General features: G+C 44.1%; 13 protein-coding genes. 1 reads left to right on the top strand and 12 read right to left on the bottom strand.

Annotation, left to right across the window (positions count from 1 at the left end; translation table 11 throughout):
- From HQN90_RS18285 to HQN90_RS18325, 9 genes are all read right to left on the bottom strand, one after another.
- The coding region (locus tag HQN90_RS18285) for an HTH domain-containing protein (protein WP_338042348.1) at positions 1 to 382 on the bottom strand (382 nt) is incomplete at its 3' end.
- 135 nt (positions 383 to 517) lie between these two features.
- A complete protein-coding gene (locus tag HQN90_RS18290) occupies positions 518 to 937 on the bottom strand; it encodes a DUF309 domain-containing protein (protein WP_173221308.1) in 420 nt (139 codons plus the stop codon).
- Between the two features lie 3 nt (positions 938 to 940).
- Complete coding sequence (gene yjbM, locus HQN90_RS18295; protein ID WP_173221310.1) at positions 941 to 1,735, bottom strand: GTP diphosphokinase; 795 nt, start codon at positions 1,733 to 1,735, stop codon at positions 941 to 943.
- A gap of 26 nt (positions 1,736 to 1,761) precedes the next feature.
- Entirely contained in the window at positions 1,762 to 2,859 is a 1,098-nt protein-coding gene (locus HQN90_RS18300) for a quinone-dependent dihydroorotate dehydrogenase (protein ID WP_173221312.1), read from the bottom strand.
- A 155-nt stretch (positions 2,860 to 3,014) separates the two neighbouring features.
- The gene (locus HQN90_RS18305) at positions 3,015 to 3,848 is read right to left on the bottom strand and encodes a PRD domain-containing protein (protein ID WP_079413765.1); all 834 of its coding nucleotides are present in this window, start codon (positions 3,846 to 3,848) and stop codon (positions 3,015 to 3,017) included.
- A gap of 17 nt (positions 3,849 to 3,865) precedes the next feature.
- Complete coding sequence (locus HQN90_RS18310; RefSeq protein WP_246362595.1) at positions 3,866 to 5,323, bottom strand: PTS transporter subunit EIIC; 1,458 nt, start codon at positions 5,321 to 5,323, stop codon at positions 3,866 to 3,868.
- 141 nt (positions 5,324 to 5,464) lie between these two features.
- Positions 5,465 to 6,304 (bottom strand): carbohydrate ABC transporter permease, encoded by an 840-nt coding sequence (locus HQN90_RS18315; protein ID WP_079413766.1) that lies wholly within the window; start codon positions 6,302 to 6,304, stop codon positions 5,465 to 5,467.
- Positions 6,305 to 6,346: 42 nt separating this feature from the next.
- Entirely contained in the window at positions 6,347 to 7,252 is a 906-nt protein-coding gene (locus HQN90_RS18320) for a carbohydrate ABC transporter permease (RefSeq protein WP_173221314.1), read from the bottom strand.
- Between the two features lie 86 nt (positions 7,253 to 7,338).
- The gene (locus HQN90_RS18325) at positions 7,339 to 8,700 is read right to left on the bottom strand and encodes an ABC transporter substrate-binding protein (protein ID WP_173221316.1); all 1,362 of its coding nucleotides are present in this window, start codon (positions 8,698 to 8,700) and stop codon (positions 7,339 to 7,341) included.
- A 375-nt stretch (positions 8,701 to 9,075) separates the two neighbouring features.
- Between HQN90_RS18325 and HQN90_RS39360 the strand changes: the two genes are divergently transcribed.
- The gene (locus HQN90_RS39360; RefSeq protein WP_275942594.1) at positions 9,076 to 9,210 is read left to right on the top strand and encodes a hypothetical protein; all 135 of its coding nucleotides are present in this window, start codon (positions 9,076 to 9,078) and stop codon (positions 9,208 to 9,210) included.
- Between the two features lie 148 nt (positions 9,211 to 9,358).
- Here the strand turns inward: HQN90_RS39360 and HQN90_RS18330 are convergent, their stop codons facing one another.
- The 3 genes from HQN90_RS18330 to HQN90_RS18340 all read right to left on the bottom strand — a co-directional run bounded on the left by HQN90_RS18330 (position 9,359) and on the right by HQN90_RS18340 (position 14,492).
- Positions 9,359 to 10,813: a L,D-transpeptidase gene (locus tag HQN90_RS18330; protein ID WP_420851063.1), complete on the bottom strand. Its 1,455-nt coding sequence runs from the start codon at positions 10,811 to 10,813 to the stop codon at positions 9,359 to 9,361.
- Positions 10,814 to 11,055: 242 nt separating this feature from the next.
- On the bottom strand, positions 11,056 to 12,675 hold the full coding sequence (locus HQN90_RS18335; RefSeq protein WP_173221320.1) for an NHL domain-containing protein: 1,620 nt from the start codon (positions 12,673 to 12,675) through the stop codon (positions 11,056 to 11,058).
- A 50-nt stretch (positions 12,676 to 12,725) separates the two neighbouring features.
- Positions 12,726 to 14,492 carry a FecR domain-containing protein gene (locus tag HQN90_RS18340; protein ID WP_173221322.1) on the bottom strand — a complete coding sequence of 589 codons (1,767 nt, stop codon included), beginning with the start codon at positions 14,490 to 14,492 and terminating at the stop codon, positions 12,726 to 12,728.
- Positions 14,493 to 14,513: the final 21 nt, after the last annotated feature.

Consider the following 14,513-nt stretch of genomic DNA (forward strand, 5'->3'; position numbering starts at 1 on the left):
GCTTTTTTAACAATTCCACCTGAGACTCAAGGAGTTTAATTCTTGCTTCCTGTCTTGCAATGACTTCATCTTGCGTTAGTTCACGCTTTAGAGGACGTCCAGAAGCTTCCTTACGAGAGTCAGTTAATCCAATGATTCCGTCTTTTCCATATGCTTTTCTCCAACGCTTGGCACAATCTTTTACACGTTGAATTCCAATTACGTTTACATCAAACCCGTTAGCTTCAAAGATTTCTCTAGGGAGTTTACCTGCCATATATTGATCGATGAACAACTGCTTAAATTCATCCGCATAGGTTATTGCTTTATCACTTATTCTGATCACGTACTTATTCTTTGATAAGCTCATTTGGTCTTTTTCGCTAAAGACTTTCTTAGACATGGTGTAATCCCCTCCGGTGCTTACTCTAGTATACAAAAAAAAGTACCCACAGTCTGAACACTTTTTCAAAGTGTCCAGACTATGGGTACCAGTGTATGTTGGCGGGAGTCCAATTGTTTTGTTTTTATACGAATCTTACGCTTCTTCCTCTTGTTGAGGCGGATCAAGCCTAATCTCCGCAAGAAGGTCCTCAAGCTCTAAATCTAGGATCTGAATATCCAGATCATAAGGCGCAAATGGTTCGTCTGCGAAGCGCACAAGCTTTGATAAATAAAGCTCACTATCTTGAATTAATTTATTCAAATCAATTCCGAGTGAATCCCCGGGGTAAGGAGCCAGCTTCTCTAAACCAGCACTGAAGAGCTTGATAGAACCGCTCACATTACCATTCGCATGATGATAAAGGCCCACTGCAATCTGCAGCAGACCCTGATATAAAGGGCTTCGGCCTTCCTCGAGCCAAAGCTCTTCCATCACTTCATGACACTCGAAATAATCGCGCAGATCATTGAAATAATACAAGTACGCCACGTACAAACGATCGTAGCTTGCCATAACTTAGTTATGTTCCCCTTTGGCTCTGGAGATCGCTGCTTCAATATCGGATGACAAGGCGCTCAGCCCATCTTCCGTCTCCCAAATTTCATTAAATCTCAGCTGAAATTGTGCGGCTTCCCGAACCCGGTGATAGAAATAAAGCTCTTGGATGTTGTTGAGAACCTTATTCACCAAATTCGAGTTGTCTTCGAACATTTTCTGTGATTCAACAATCTCGCCGCGAATGCTGGACATTTCCTGGTCTAATAAATAAGCTGCTTCCGCCGCTTTGCTTAGACGCGCTCTAACGTCGGACGGCAGCTGCTCTTTATATTTATAATTCAACGAATGCTCAATCGTAGCCCAGAAATTCATGGCAAGCGTCCGAATTTGCACCTCGGCTAGAATTCGCTTCATCCCTAAAGCGGTTTGCACAGGATATTCGATAATAATATGAAAACTACGATAGCCGCTCGGCTTCTTGTTGGTCACATAGTCTTTCTCATAGACAACATTCATGTCCTGTCTACTGCGAATCAGCACAGCAAGACGCTCGATGTCTTCTACGAACTGACACATGATCCGGATGCCGGCAATGTCTTCAATCCCAGACTCCAGCTGATCCATTGGCACGTTTAAACGCTGCGCTTTCTCCAGCACACTAGATATTTTTTTGACACGTCCTGTTACGAATTCAATCGGAGCGTATTCTTCCCTGCTTTTAAGTTCGCCACGTAAGGTTTTGAACTTTACTTTCAATTCTTCCACTGCTTGTTCATACGGCAGGAGAAATTTTTTCCAGTCTCGTCCATCCATCCTTGTATCCTCCATTTCGAATGAAGTCAGTTCTGATCTGCACCGATTGCCTGGGAAATATGTGAGTACCCGTCCCTTTGTAATAGCTCTTGCAGACCTTTATTGAGTCTGTTCAGTAGGCCAGGACCTTCATAGATTAATCCGGTATAAACTTCAACTAAACTAGCGCCGGCTTTTATTTTGTCATAAGCATCCTGCGCAGTGAAAATTCCACCCGCTCCAATGATGGGAAGTTTGCCTTCTGTCAATTGATAGACGCGTTTAATGACTTCCGTTGAACGTTCAGTGAGAGGTCTCCCGCTTAAGCCGCCTGCTTGACCGCGATTTGTGTGCACAAGCCCGTCTCTGCTAAGTGTTGTGTTGGTCGCAATAATGCCAGAAATACCGCTGTCTTTAATCGCATGCACGGTTAATTCCAGCTCTGCATCGGTGAGATCAGGAGCAATTTTAACTAAAACAGGTTTACCTGTACCACCGCTTTTTTTCTGTTGAAGCTGCATTTCGGCTGTAACCGCATCAAGCAATCGCTTCAAATCATTCCCATGTTGTAAATTACGCAAATCCGGTGTATTTGGTGAGCTGATATTCACTACAAAGAAATCGCCATATGTATATAACTCCCGAATGCATGCCCGATAATCTTCTTCTGCTTGTTCATTCGGCGTTATTTTATTCTTGCCTATATTAATGGCTACCGGAATATCTCGTTTTCCTGTCTTCTGCAGGTTCCGTGCCATCTCATCTGTACCAACATTATTAAAACCCATACGGTTGATTAACGCCTTGTCTTCCGGAAGACGAAATAGCCGCGGCAGCTCATTGCCCGGTTGTGGCTTTGGTGTAATTGTTCCTACTTCCATGAAACCAAAACCAAGTTGTGAAAATCCCTTGACTGCCTTCGCATTTTTGTCTAACCCAGCGGCTAGCCCGATTGGATTAGCGAACTGCAAGCCCCATAAGTGCTGGGCCATCTTGGATGAAGGCGCTACGCCATACATCGATTTGAGCAATTGTTTTCCCCCGGGAAAACGACTTACGGCACTAAGGCCGTCAATGGTTAAATGATGTGCTTTTTCCGGATCCATTCGGAACAAAAGCGGTTTACCTAACTTCTTATACAGCATGTCCTATGCACTCCGTTCTGTAATGACTCTATCAGACAGTTTAGCTGACAATGTGCAATTATGCAATCCACTGTAAAGCTAAAACCCTTTTTTCAAACAAAAAATCCCCGCTCCATAAAGGTTGCAAGGGAATCCTATTTCAGGCTATACCGCCATTAGACTTCTGTACGCTGAAGCAGTCTCTCGAGATGCATCGTCAAGTAGCCGGTTTCGTCATCAGGCACTTCTAATTGCAGGGAATCGCTAAGCATTAGAGAGAGTACTTTGGCTTTGACATAAGTGTCCCCGTACTCTTCTTTTATTTTACCCAGTAAAGAATTTTGCAGCGTCTTTTTTTGCTTAACCCGCTCAATGACACCTTTCAAATGACTAATGAATCGCAAAGTTGAAAATGAATCATCGAAATTAAAGCCTAATTCTTTGGCAGATTCGATGGTCTGCGACACCACTCTGACGACAGCTAAAGAATCCGCTGCTTGCTCTTTTTTGCGAGCACTGTTGAAGTGCATCGTTAGGAACGCAATTTCATCCTCAGGCAATTTAACATCCAGATGCTCATTTAGAAAATCGACTGCTTTTTTGGCGACCTTGTATTCTTCCGGATACATATATCCTATTTCGTACGCAAATGGGTTCGTAATGAAAATCCCGCGTTTTTGGCGCTCCACAGCGAAATTGATGTGATCGACTAAGGAGGCATGAATCGTTTCCGAGAAGTCGCCTTCAAGCATGCTCTGCGCATAGGCGATGACTTCCTCCGTGATCCCGATAATCTTCACATCAACGGCATTTAGGATTTGCTCATAGTTCCTAAGCACTTCTGACGTATGCAGCAGAAACTCTTGTGTGATTTCGGCTTCATTAATAAGCATGCCCGGTGTTTTCTTGAACCCGATCCCTTTGCCGAAGGCAATCGAATTTTTCCCGGATGTCAAATGCGCCATCACGACATTATGCGATAGAACATGAATGATGGTTCTTTCAATCATAAGACACCTCCGCGTTCTTAGGCTTGTCCTGATTTGTCTTTATGTGAGCTGAGCATCGGTTTAATACTCTCACGAATTTGTTCGGATTCCGTACCAAATACAACATGCACATTACCGTTGCCAAGTCTGATGACGCCTATGGCGCCTAGCTCTTTGAGCTCGCTGTCCAGAACTAGGTGATCTTCTTTCACAAGCAGCCGCAGTCGTGTGATGCATGCATCTATGGAGAGTATGTTCGCCGCTCCGCCAATATGCCTTAAAATGCTGGTTGGACGATCCTCCTTTACTTTCAGCTTGCTTGTATCTGCCGCCTCTGTTTCTATTGCAGCCGTCTCCTCTTTGCCGGAGGCTTTGAGCGGGAAGAAATGCAAATAAATCCGAAAGGTCACATAGTAGAGGATGAAGTAGCCTACGCCAACAAGAAGAATCCAATAAGGTTTCGTAGATACATGCCAATTTAGAACAAAATCGATAAAGCCTGCCGAGAAACCAAAGCCCATTTTGACTTGAAGCATATTCATTAAAAACATAGAAAAGCCATTCAAAACGGCATGTATCACATACAATCCCGGTGCTACGAACATAAAAGCAAATTCAATGGGCTCCGTTATGCCTGTTAAGAAACTGGTTAATCCTGCACTGAGCATGACCGGAACGATCAATTGTCGATTAGCGGAAGAGGTGCTTCGAATAATAGCAAATGCTGCAGCAGGAAGACCGAACATAATGACGGGATAAAATCCTGTCATGAACATCCCGGCAGTTGGATCCCCTGCGAAAAAACGCGAGATATCGCCATGCACGATTTTCCCCGTCGCTGTCGTATAGTCCCCGATCTGAAACCAGGCAATGTTATTAATAATATGATGCAGACCTGTTGGAATCAGCAGTCGATTCATCACGCCGTAGATAAATACACCGATATTTCCGTTATCCACAATCCATAAACCGATGATACTGATGCCCTTCTGCACTGGGGGCCAGATATAGCCCATTAATACGCCTAGAAAAACCATAGCCAGCGATGTCAATAAAGGTACAAATCGCTTGCCACCAAAAAATCCGAGCGCCTTCGGTAGCCTAATATGCTGGAATCTGTTAAAGAACACGGCGGATATTCCACCAACAAGCATTCCGCCCAGTACCCCCATGTCCAGCCGATCTGCAGAATCTGTTCCCGTTTGGGAAAGCTGCAGGACATTGTTAAACACCAAGTAACCCACCGTTGCAGCTAATGCTGCAATTCCGTCTCCCGATGTTAGTCCGATGGCAATGCCAATCGCGAAGATTAAAGGCAGATTATCAAAGATAGCGCTTCCGCCTGACTCAAAAATGTGAGCCATATGCATCAGGAAGGGATCATCAAACGTCATTTTACCGATTCGCAATAAAATAGATGCCGCAGGCAGCACCGCAATCGGGATCATTAAGGAACGCCCAATTTTTTGCAATGTATACATTAGTCTCATGTTCATGTTCGTTCACCTTTAAGCCCACAAGTTTGGCCGTTTCTTGTTTGCTCTTGCCTATATCCCAATTATAGTAGAAAGAACACCCTCCTGAAAGGATAAAATCCTCTAGGATAAGGTGTTTTTTCTATGCTCTGCCATATATTGTTATTTCACAGCTCCAGCGGTAATCCCGGTTGCAATCTGGCGTTGGAAAATCATATATACGATCAAGGTTGGAACCGTTGTAATTAGAAGGCCGGCGAATAACGGGCCCCACTCTGTGCGATATTGCATTTCTGCCTGCATCACAGCAAGACCGATTGGCAACGTATACTTCGTTGGATCACTGTTAATCACAACACCCAGGAAATACTCGTTCCAGTTGTTCAGCATATTCGTAATCATAACCGTAATCAAACCCGGCTGTGACAAAGGCAGCATGACGCGGAAGAATGTTCCGTAGTGGGAAGTTCCGTCAATGATGGCTGCTTCTTCAATCTCTTTTGGCAATGACTTATAGAACCCGACGAGTAAGAAAATGCCGAAAGGAAGGTTCAGTGCCGCGTACACAAGGATTAATCCGATTAAGGAATCTGTCAAATGCAAATCACTCAATAAGAAGAAAAGTGGAATCAAGGCAAGTGCGAACGGTATCATCATGGAAGCAATGTAAATGGTATAAAGGAGTTTGCTTGCTTTGAAATCATACCTAGCTAAGATATATGCCGTCATCGCGGCCAGGATCATGCCAAGCAGGGTACTTCCAACCGTCACGACGATCGAATTCGTAAAATAAGTACTAAAGTTATATTTACTCCAAACATAGGAGAAGTTTTCCCAAAGCAGCGGGAATTTCGGTAAAGCCCATGGGGCATTTAAGAAAAATTGTTCATTATTCTTGAGTGCATCGAGCAATGTCCAAATCAATGGATACAGCACGGCTACGCTCCATATTAGAAGAATGATCCAAACAAGCAGTTTAGCTAACGGATTTTTGATGACCATACGATGGCTCCCCCTTCTTCAGTATCAGGTTCTTAGATGACCTTAATGCATTTCGATTGTTTCTTGGCGCATCACACGCTGCAGGATAAGCGTCGTTATCAGTGAGATGATGAGAATCAACACGCCGATGGCTGCTCCGTAACCGAAATGATATTGTTGAAATGCCATCCGATACAGGTAAGATCCCATTACTTGGGTCGTATTATCTGGCTGTCCGCCATTCGTCATCAACTGAACAATAACAAATGACCCGTTAAGTGTTGTTATCACGATATTGACAATAGAAACTTTGATTTGCTCCCAGATGAGCGGCATGGTGATATTGCGGAATTGCGACCATTGACCGGCTCCGTCTATATTAGCTGCCTCATAATAGGAAGCAGGAATATTCACGATTGCTGCAATCATCAAGATCATATAGAAACCAATACCTGCCCAAATGGTTGGAGGCAGCAGCATCCAGATCGTATGTTGCGTAAATCCTAGCCAAGTAATATCGACTTTTTGACTTGTAAAGAGTGACAAGAACGCGTTCAAGAATCCAATTTGCGGATTGTAGATGAAATTCCAAAGCACACCGATAACAACAACCGAGATAACATTTGGAATAAAGAAGATCGCTCGGAAGAAGCCGGATCCCTTGAGGTTGAAACGAGTTAATGCTACTGCGAAGAAAGTCGCCAAAATCATAATGCCAATGACTTTACCAGCAACTAGGAAATAGTCGTTCCCAATGGCTCTAAGAATAATAGGATCTTTAAATAATTCTACAAAGTTATCGAAGCCAATAAAGGTGCTATTCTCCGACATTCCTGACCAATCATAGAATGACTTCTGCAAAGCCTGTATAACAGGATAGATCGTAAATACACAGAAGAACAGAAAAGTCGGAATGATGAATGAAGCGATGAACAAATTCCGTTTCCACATTTTTGAGTTGGTCTTCATTCTATCCTCACCGTCCTATCATTAAAATGGCGGAGAACTCCTAAGGCTTTCACCTCGCTAGTTCTCCGCACTGCTTCATTCAATTATTATTTCTTTTGTTTCGCTACAACGTCTGTAACACGTTTAACCCACTCTTCAGGTTTAATCGTTCCGATTGTCAAAGCCACTGTCGCATCTTGCATAGCTTTGTCTACGTCAGCCGCGAAGGACACGGTAGGAACAACAACGGTATCAGGGGAAGACAAGAATTTCGCCGCATCTTTTACAAAGTTAGGAGCTTTGGAAGAACTGATGTCACCTTTGATGTTGGAAGGCGCACCGCTAAGCTCTGCCCACTGGGAAGCTTGTGTTTTGGAGAATACGAACTGCATGAACGCTTTCGCTGCGTCTTTGTTTTTCGCTTTTTTGGCAATAGCGAATGTCGAAGTTGACGTATTAGCTACCACTTTTCCACCTTTGTCTTGCGTGATGGATGGGATGAATCCGAAGTCGAAGCTAGCTGGAACGTCTTTCGCCATTTCGTTTGGCAGCCATAGACCGTTCGGGATGAAGGCATCTTTGTGTTGAAGAAATAAGGATTGGGAATCCGTGTGATTGATTTGTACGGATGCTTTATCGATGAATCCTTTGTCACGAAGTTGAACGATTTTGTCCAAACCTTTCAAGATTGCCGGGCTTTTCCAAGCATCTAGATTGTTCGCAGCCATATCTTGCAGCAATTTGTAGTCGTTGTTGTTCGCAGATACAATCGCTGGAAACAAGACAGAACCATTGATGTAGTACGGGTATTTACCTGTATGAATGAAAGGATTAATGCCAGCTGCTTTAATCGTATCGCTGACTTTCAAGAAATCTTCGAAATCTTTAGGCTCAGCCCAACCTTTGTCTTTGAACAAAGCTTTGTCATAGAAGATACCCCATGAACTCATAACGAATGGGATGTTGTAGATTTTGCCATCGTATTGCGGCGGTTGCTGCGCAAGCAGATCAAGAATTTTATCGCCGTCAACGTTTTTCGCATCTTTCAGCCAATCTGTCAAATCTTCAAGCTGACCGTCTGTCACCATTTGGCGATCGAACAACTCAGGTCCATCAATATATACGAAATCAGGTGGGTTACCAGCGATCCAACGGGGTTTCATTTGTTCGTTGATTTTGGGTCCCGCACTTTCTTTAATTTTCAAATCAGGATTTGCTGCTTGGAAATCAGCAATTACTTTTTTCCACCATTTGTCGCCATAACCGCCAACAAAGTACTGGATTTCAAAATCACCGGTTAATTTTTTGGCGCCAGTAGGTGTTGCAGTCGCTGCAGTTGTTGCTGCTGCCGTTGGCGCTGTTGTTGCTGCCGGTTTTGTTGTTTCTGTTGGTGTTGCTTTACCACAGCCTGCAGCTACAAGTACCATAGATGCAGCCAAGCCCATTGTTGACCATTTCTTCATATTCATGTGTTCATCTTCTCCCTTTTTTAATCTGATTGTTTGATCGTTATTTATGGAGTAGCGTATAACATTGGTTAAACTTGCCTTATGGTTTGAGCTACCAACCCCTTTCATCATTTAAAAATATGAAAAATAAAAAGGGCATAGTTATAGAAGAAAGTGTTGCTTTCCTTCTAATAACTAATGCCCTTACGGTAACATGTTATTAAAACTGACATATTAAATTGTTTTACATTAACTGTGTGATTAAATCTTACAATAAAATGACATGGTCGTCAATACACTTTTTTTTTATTTTCTTTAACCATTCATATTCTATGAAGCACACTACTTATGCTATGATAGATCATATCTTTTAATCCTAGGAAAAGGGTGATTCTTATGTCCAAACGCAAACCAATTACGGTGAATCGCAAAGCCAAAGACGAAGTAAACAAGAAAGCAATCATTTGGACCGGATCCATTTTTCTTGTTGTCATCATCGCCATGGCGTTACTGCTCATTTTGAACAAATGACGTAGTCATAAATGATTGAATTCATCATATTTCGAATTGTAATCGCTTTCTGTTTTCTTGTCAAGAGATTACTTTTAAGCAGTTTAAGACTTTCATACAGAAGCCGTCCGCAAACAATCCGGACGGCTTCTGCCTGTTTGCCCTAAAATCAATCCAGCCATTTATACTTCTTGCCTGGATTGTCATCCTTCGTTTGCAAAGGAAGCGTGAAAGACTGATCCGGTTTGCCTCTACCGGCGCCTGTTCCAGCCCCCCCTCCACCCGGACTGCTGCTTCCCTCCGATTCCGGCGGCAATATCCCTTTGCCAATCGTTACTTTCGTTTCGTGAGGAACCATGTTATACAACTCTTCAACATCAGCTTGCAGCATACGAACACAGCCATGCGACTCATCTCCGCCAATACTGGACGGTTTATTCGTTCCGTGGATGGCATACAGCGTATCCGACAAGGTCATTCCACGGCTGCCGAATTCCCCATTGGATCTCCCATTCGGATTCCGGACCTTCTCGCTAATAACAAACTCACCTAGCGGTGTCTTTTCGGCTCCTAATCCAACCGGATATTTGCGTATAATAATGTTCCCGCTCACAAGCGCCAATTGATGTTTATCCGTATCAATCAAGATGCTGAGCGGTTCACGAAGCGGATCAGCCGATGACTTCGGTTGTATATTGGTGCTCGACGTAGGTTCTTTGGTCGTTTGTTGAGGTGTGTCCTTTGTATCCGTTGATGGTTTCGCATCCAGTGGTTTCCCAGCCTTCGCACTTTCATTCAATCTATTAACAACTTGTGGAAATATTTCTTGCATCTCAGGCGTCAGTCCGGGCAACAAGTTATCCGGGTATGGCTTGGTTAATTGCTCGGGCTTCTCAGGCATAGCCCCGGTTTTCTTCTGATACGCTTGCACGGCGCTTTGGAGAACGATCGCTTGTTCACGATCTCTCATCCAGGACGTGATAACCGGAGTCAATGCCGTACTATCCGCAACCTGACAGGAGCAAATCTGAGACTGATAATACTTAAGCTCAGCTGATTTCCCGCCTTCGGCTTGAGACTCCACGCCGATGAGAGGCTTCACGAATCGATTCCATTCCCGCCATTTGCCATCAGCACTTGATGGAGCTTCCATAATCACGGACTCCCCCGTACCAGTACCAGCTAAACCAAGCACCTGTTGCAATTTCCTTCCCCAATCTCCTTCAGAGAGATACAGTTTCACACCATCAGAACTAACGGCCTCAACAGGTACAGAACCTGAATTGGAGGTCTTAGCCGGAGCAGCGTCGCCGCTTTTACTTGGACCAGCGGAAATATCCTTACCATCCCCTTTGGCCAAATCCATCCCGGCTGGCACGGCTAACAAAAGCAGAAGCACCAAGACAGGCAGCCATTTCCCTTTCCCGCTCGCTTTGCGCTTAACAGAAGACGCCTCTGCCTCCTTCTGAGACGCCGGAGATGGATAAGAGGGCAGCGGGCCTTCTATCGATATTTTTTGACGCTCAAACGCCTCATAAATCTCCCCAGCTTGTGCAAAACAGTATGCGGCTTTGCCTTCTTTTCCTTGCGCTGCATATTCTCTCCCCAACAAGTACCAAGCCATTTTATGATCAGGATGTTCCTTAACATATTTTTTGAGATACAGAGGATCTTCGATCGGATTGTGTTGGAAAAATCGTTCCAACTGATCATTGCGATTATTCTCTTTCAAGTCAGAAACCTCCTATCGCCGATTTGGGACTCTCTTTGCTTTATCGGCAAATCCGGCCTGGAGATGAAGTTGAAAAAAAAGACGAGCTTCGGCAAGAAAATTCCCCTTGTCTAGCTCGTCTATACATATAGGTATTACTTCACATAGGATTTCGTGCGTAGAATAGCCGTTTGATGCGGTGCATCCCACTGAACATCCAAGCCAATCTGCTCTGCGAAGAAACGAATCGGCACGTAAGTATGGTCTTGTTTCACATAAGGAGAAGCATCCGTCGCCTGCTTCACATCCGCTTGCCCCGCCGTTTTGCGAACAACACCTGTTTGTCCAATTGTAAGCTCAACCGTCACATCGCCTTTGGTAAGCTGAACGATGGATTTCCCATCTTGCTGGATGTATTTCACCTCGTAGCCGAATGTTTCGCTGATGGCTCGTACAGGAACCATCGTACGGCCTTCCTGAATCTCAGGCTGCGCATCGAAGGTAATCACCTTGGAACCACTCACAACCTTCACTTGCTGATCATTCCCTATGCTTGCAGGCAAATGGTAGGGAGCAATTTTGCGAATTTTGTTATTCGATGCGTCAGCGACAACCATATTTCCTTGCGCCGTCACAAAGATATCACTTGGATTATAAAACTCTGCCGCCCGCTCCACACCATCCGCTTCGCCTGTTGTTATCGTTCCGGCAATCGTAGTTACCTTCCCGTTTAACAAATACCGAATCGCATGATTCAAGCTGTCAGCAATAAGGAGACCACCTTCCGAGGTATAGGCGAGTCCTTTCGGGAAATCGAACTTAGCCTTGAGCGCATCGCCATCTGCATAGTCGCCGCCTGCATAAAGCTCATTTTTCCCATACATAGCGCCACCTGTTGTCGGTGTAGAGCCTGCTACCGTGCTGACCGTACCCGCTTTAAGGTCAATATAACGAATCCGTTGGTTCCCCGTATCACTCACATACAAATTTCCTTTGGCATCAAGAACAATACCAGATGGTTCGTTGAACTTCGCAGATGATAAGCTGCCGTCTGCATAGTCTCCTGCGAAAGACGCTTTGCCAGGGCGAATTTCGATCGCACGAGTTGTCCCAGCCGTAAGTGTCGAAACAGTGCCATCTACAGTAATTTTACGAATGACATGATTGAGAGAATCTGCGACATAGACGGTCCCATCTTCAGCAACGGCTACATCTGTCGGATGATTGAAAAAAGCTGCCGCGCCTTTGCCGTCTTTGTTCCCCTGCACACCATTGCCAGCTAAAGTGGTCACTTGCCCATTGACATCAATTTTGCGAATGGCATTATTGCCAGAATCCGCGACATAGACATTCCCTTTCGCATCAACCGCAAGTCCGGAAGGTTCATTAAAAAAGGCTTCTGATGATTTGCCATCCAGCAGTCCCCCTGTTGGAAAACCTTGGATATTCGTTGTGACGACCAATTCAGGACCTGCAAATGTAGTTACATTGCCATCCGAAATTTTACGAATTAAATGATTGCGTGTATCTGCGACCAAAATACTGCCGTCTGGAAGTTGTGCAACGCTTCCTGGCGCGCGGAATGCAGCGCTCAGCGCGGCGCCGTTATGATCTGCGAAATCGCCAATTCCCGCGAATGTCGACACATCCGCCAAGATTTGGCCATTGCTTGCGAGTAAAGCATCAGCAGATAAACCTGCTGCCATCGCGGATGAGCCACCAAGCAAAGTAGCCGCCACAACGGATGAAACAAATAGATGTTTTAAGGGTTTCATTGGTTTCTCCTTTTAACTTTCTTCCATATTCACAAAGAATGAACGAGTGCTTAAACCCCACCATTTAAGGGAACAGACACTTTATTGATTTCTGGAATAGTTATCTCTTGAACCGTGTTATTGTCGGTTTTATGAACAATAATAATTTTACCTACGCGTACGTTAACTAAATCGCCCTCACCCTGGAAGGGGATTGTCACTAAATTTTTCAAACCAGACACGGGAATGTTCAGGGCACTACCGAAATTCGTAACCGAATAAATGAGCTCTTTTTCTGAGCCGCCTACATACTCACGAACGTTATCAGTACTATTAGCAGAATCGAAGATAGCTTTCGACGTTAGACCCTTATTAACCGCATAACCGATAGATGGGCTATACAGCAAATGAACCTCAACCGCATATATGGACTTATCACCTGTAAAATCACTTAATTTAATACCTAAGTCAAAAGTATTGCTGCCCGTTTTATCAGTCGTTAAGCTTACTTTAGGTATAACTACTGGTTGAGTCGGGGGATTCGGGTCACTTGGGCCGCCACTTGAATCATTAGGACTATTCCCGTTCCCTGTCGTTGTTTCAGGGGTAGTTTTATTGTCCTCCTTCAATTTATTCGCTGCATCCGCTTGTGCTTTCGCTTCAGCTGCTTTATTGGCTGCTGCTATTTTCGCCTTTTCTTCTTCTAGCGCTTTAAGCGCGGCAGCCAGTTTCTGTTTAAGAGCTTCCTGTTTCTTCGCTTCTTCTTGTTTCTTTTTAAGTTGCTCCGCTTTCAGCTTTTCCAGCGCAGCTTGCTTTTGCTTCTCTTTTTCCGCATCCACACCTGCTGTTTTATCCAGATCTTTGACTTTCGTCAAATCGAGCTTTTTGTTTTGATCCGTAATCTTTTTATTGGCTTCGTCAATCAGTTTGTTCATCGTTTCTTTATCGATCTTGTTGCCTGCAATTGCTTGCTTCGCGATATTTCCAATCAAATTATCTAAATTTTGCTTCACTTTATCGAGCTCAGCCTGATCTTTAATCGTTAAAGAACTGTTATCGATCTTGCCATCGGCAATTTCCTTAGCTTTTTTGGCAATAAACGCTTCGTTTTCTTTATCAATTTCAGCTTTGTTCCTAATTAATTCTTGAATAACCTCAGGTGAAGCTTCTTTAATAAATTGTTCCACATCAATGAACGCCACTTTTAAAGACAAATCATTCGTTTCATCACGGGAATCCAAAGTAATTTGTTGCGTCGGATACAAATAAGTAATCGATGACGATTGCGTTGAATCCGGACTATTCGTCACCGTGGATGCGGAGACCTTCCCTGCACCAACGGCCATTTTGATTTCCCCTGTAATCGGATCAACGCCTATGTAAAATTGTGTTCCACGTACCCCCATGACAGCCGTTGGTGTCTCAACTTCAAATTCATCATCTGACCCAGCTAAGGATTTGACCTTAACCCACATGGAGCCAGCCCAAACTTTAAGCTTGGATTTCTTGTTCCCGTCTGACGTACTGAGATCAGATACATTAACCTCTGAATTTGAACCTAGCGTAACATCGGAATCGCCATTGCTTAAATTCAAAGTTACACTGGAACCACTGCCTGTATAGACGGTATCCCCTTGGTTTAAACTCATGCTCTCATAGGCATCATAGGTTTTGGAACCTCCGCCCTTTTTGATCGTTACATCGCCGGACAAGGAAGCTACAACAGCTACGCGAACCGTTTTGGCATCGACGGGCTTGACAAGCAAAGCTGAAATCAAACTAAACACTAAACAAAAACTTAAGAATAAGGCCGAAAATGATTTCTTAGATATTCCCACACAGAATTCCTCCCCAGTATT

It is taken from the genome of Paenibacillus alba (genome assembly GCF_013204855.1).
GTDB lineage: Bacteria > Bacillota > Bacilli > Paenibacillales > NBRC-103111 > Paenibacillus_E > Paenibacillus_E alba.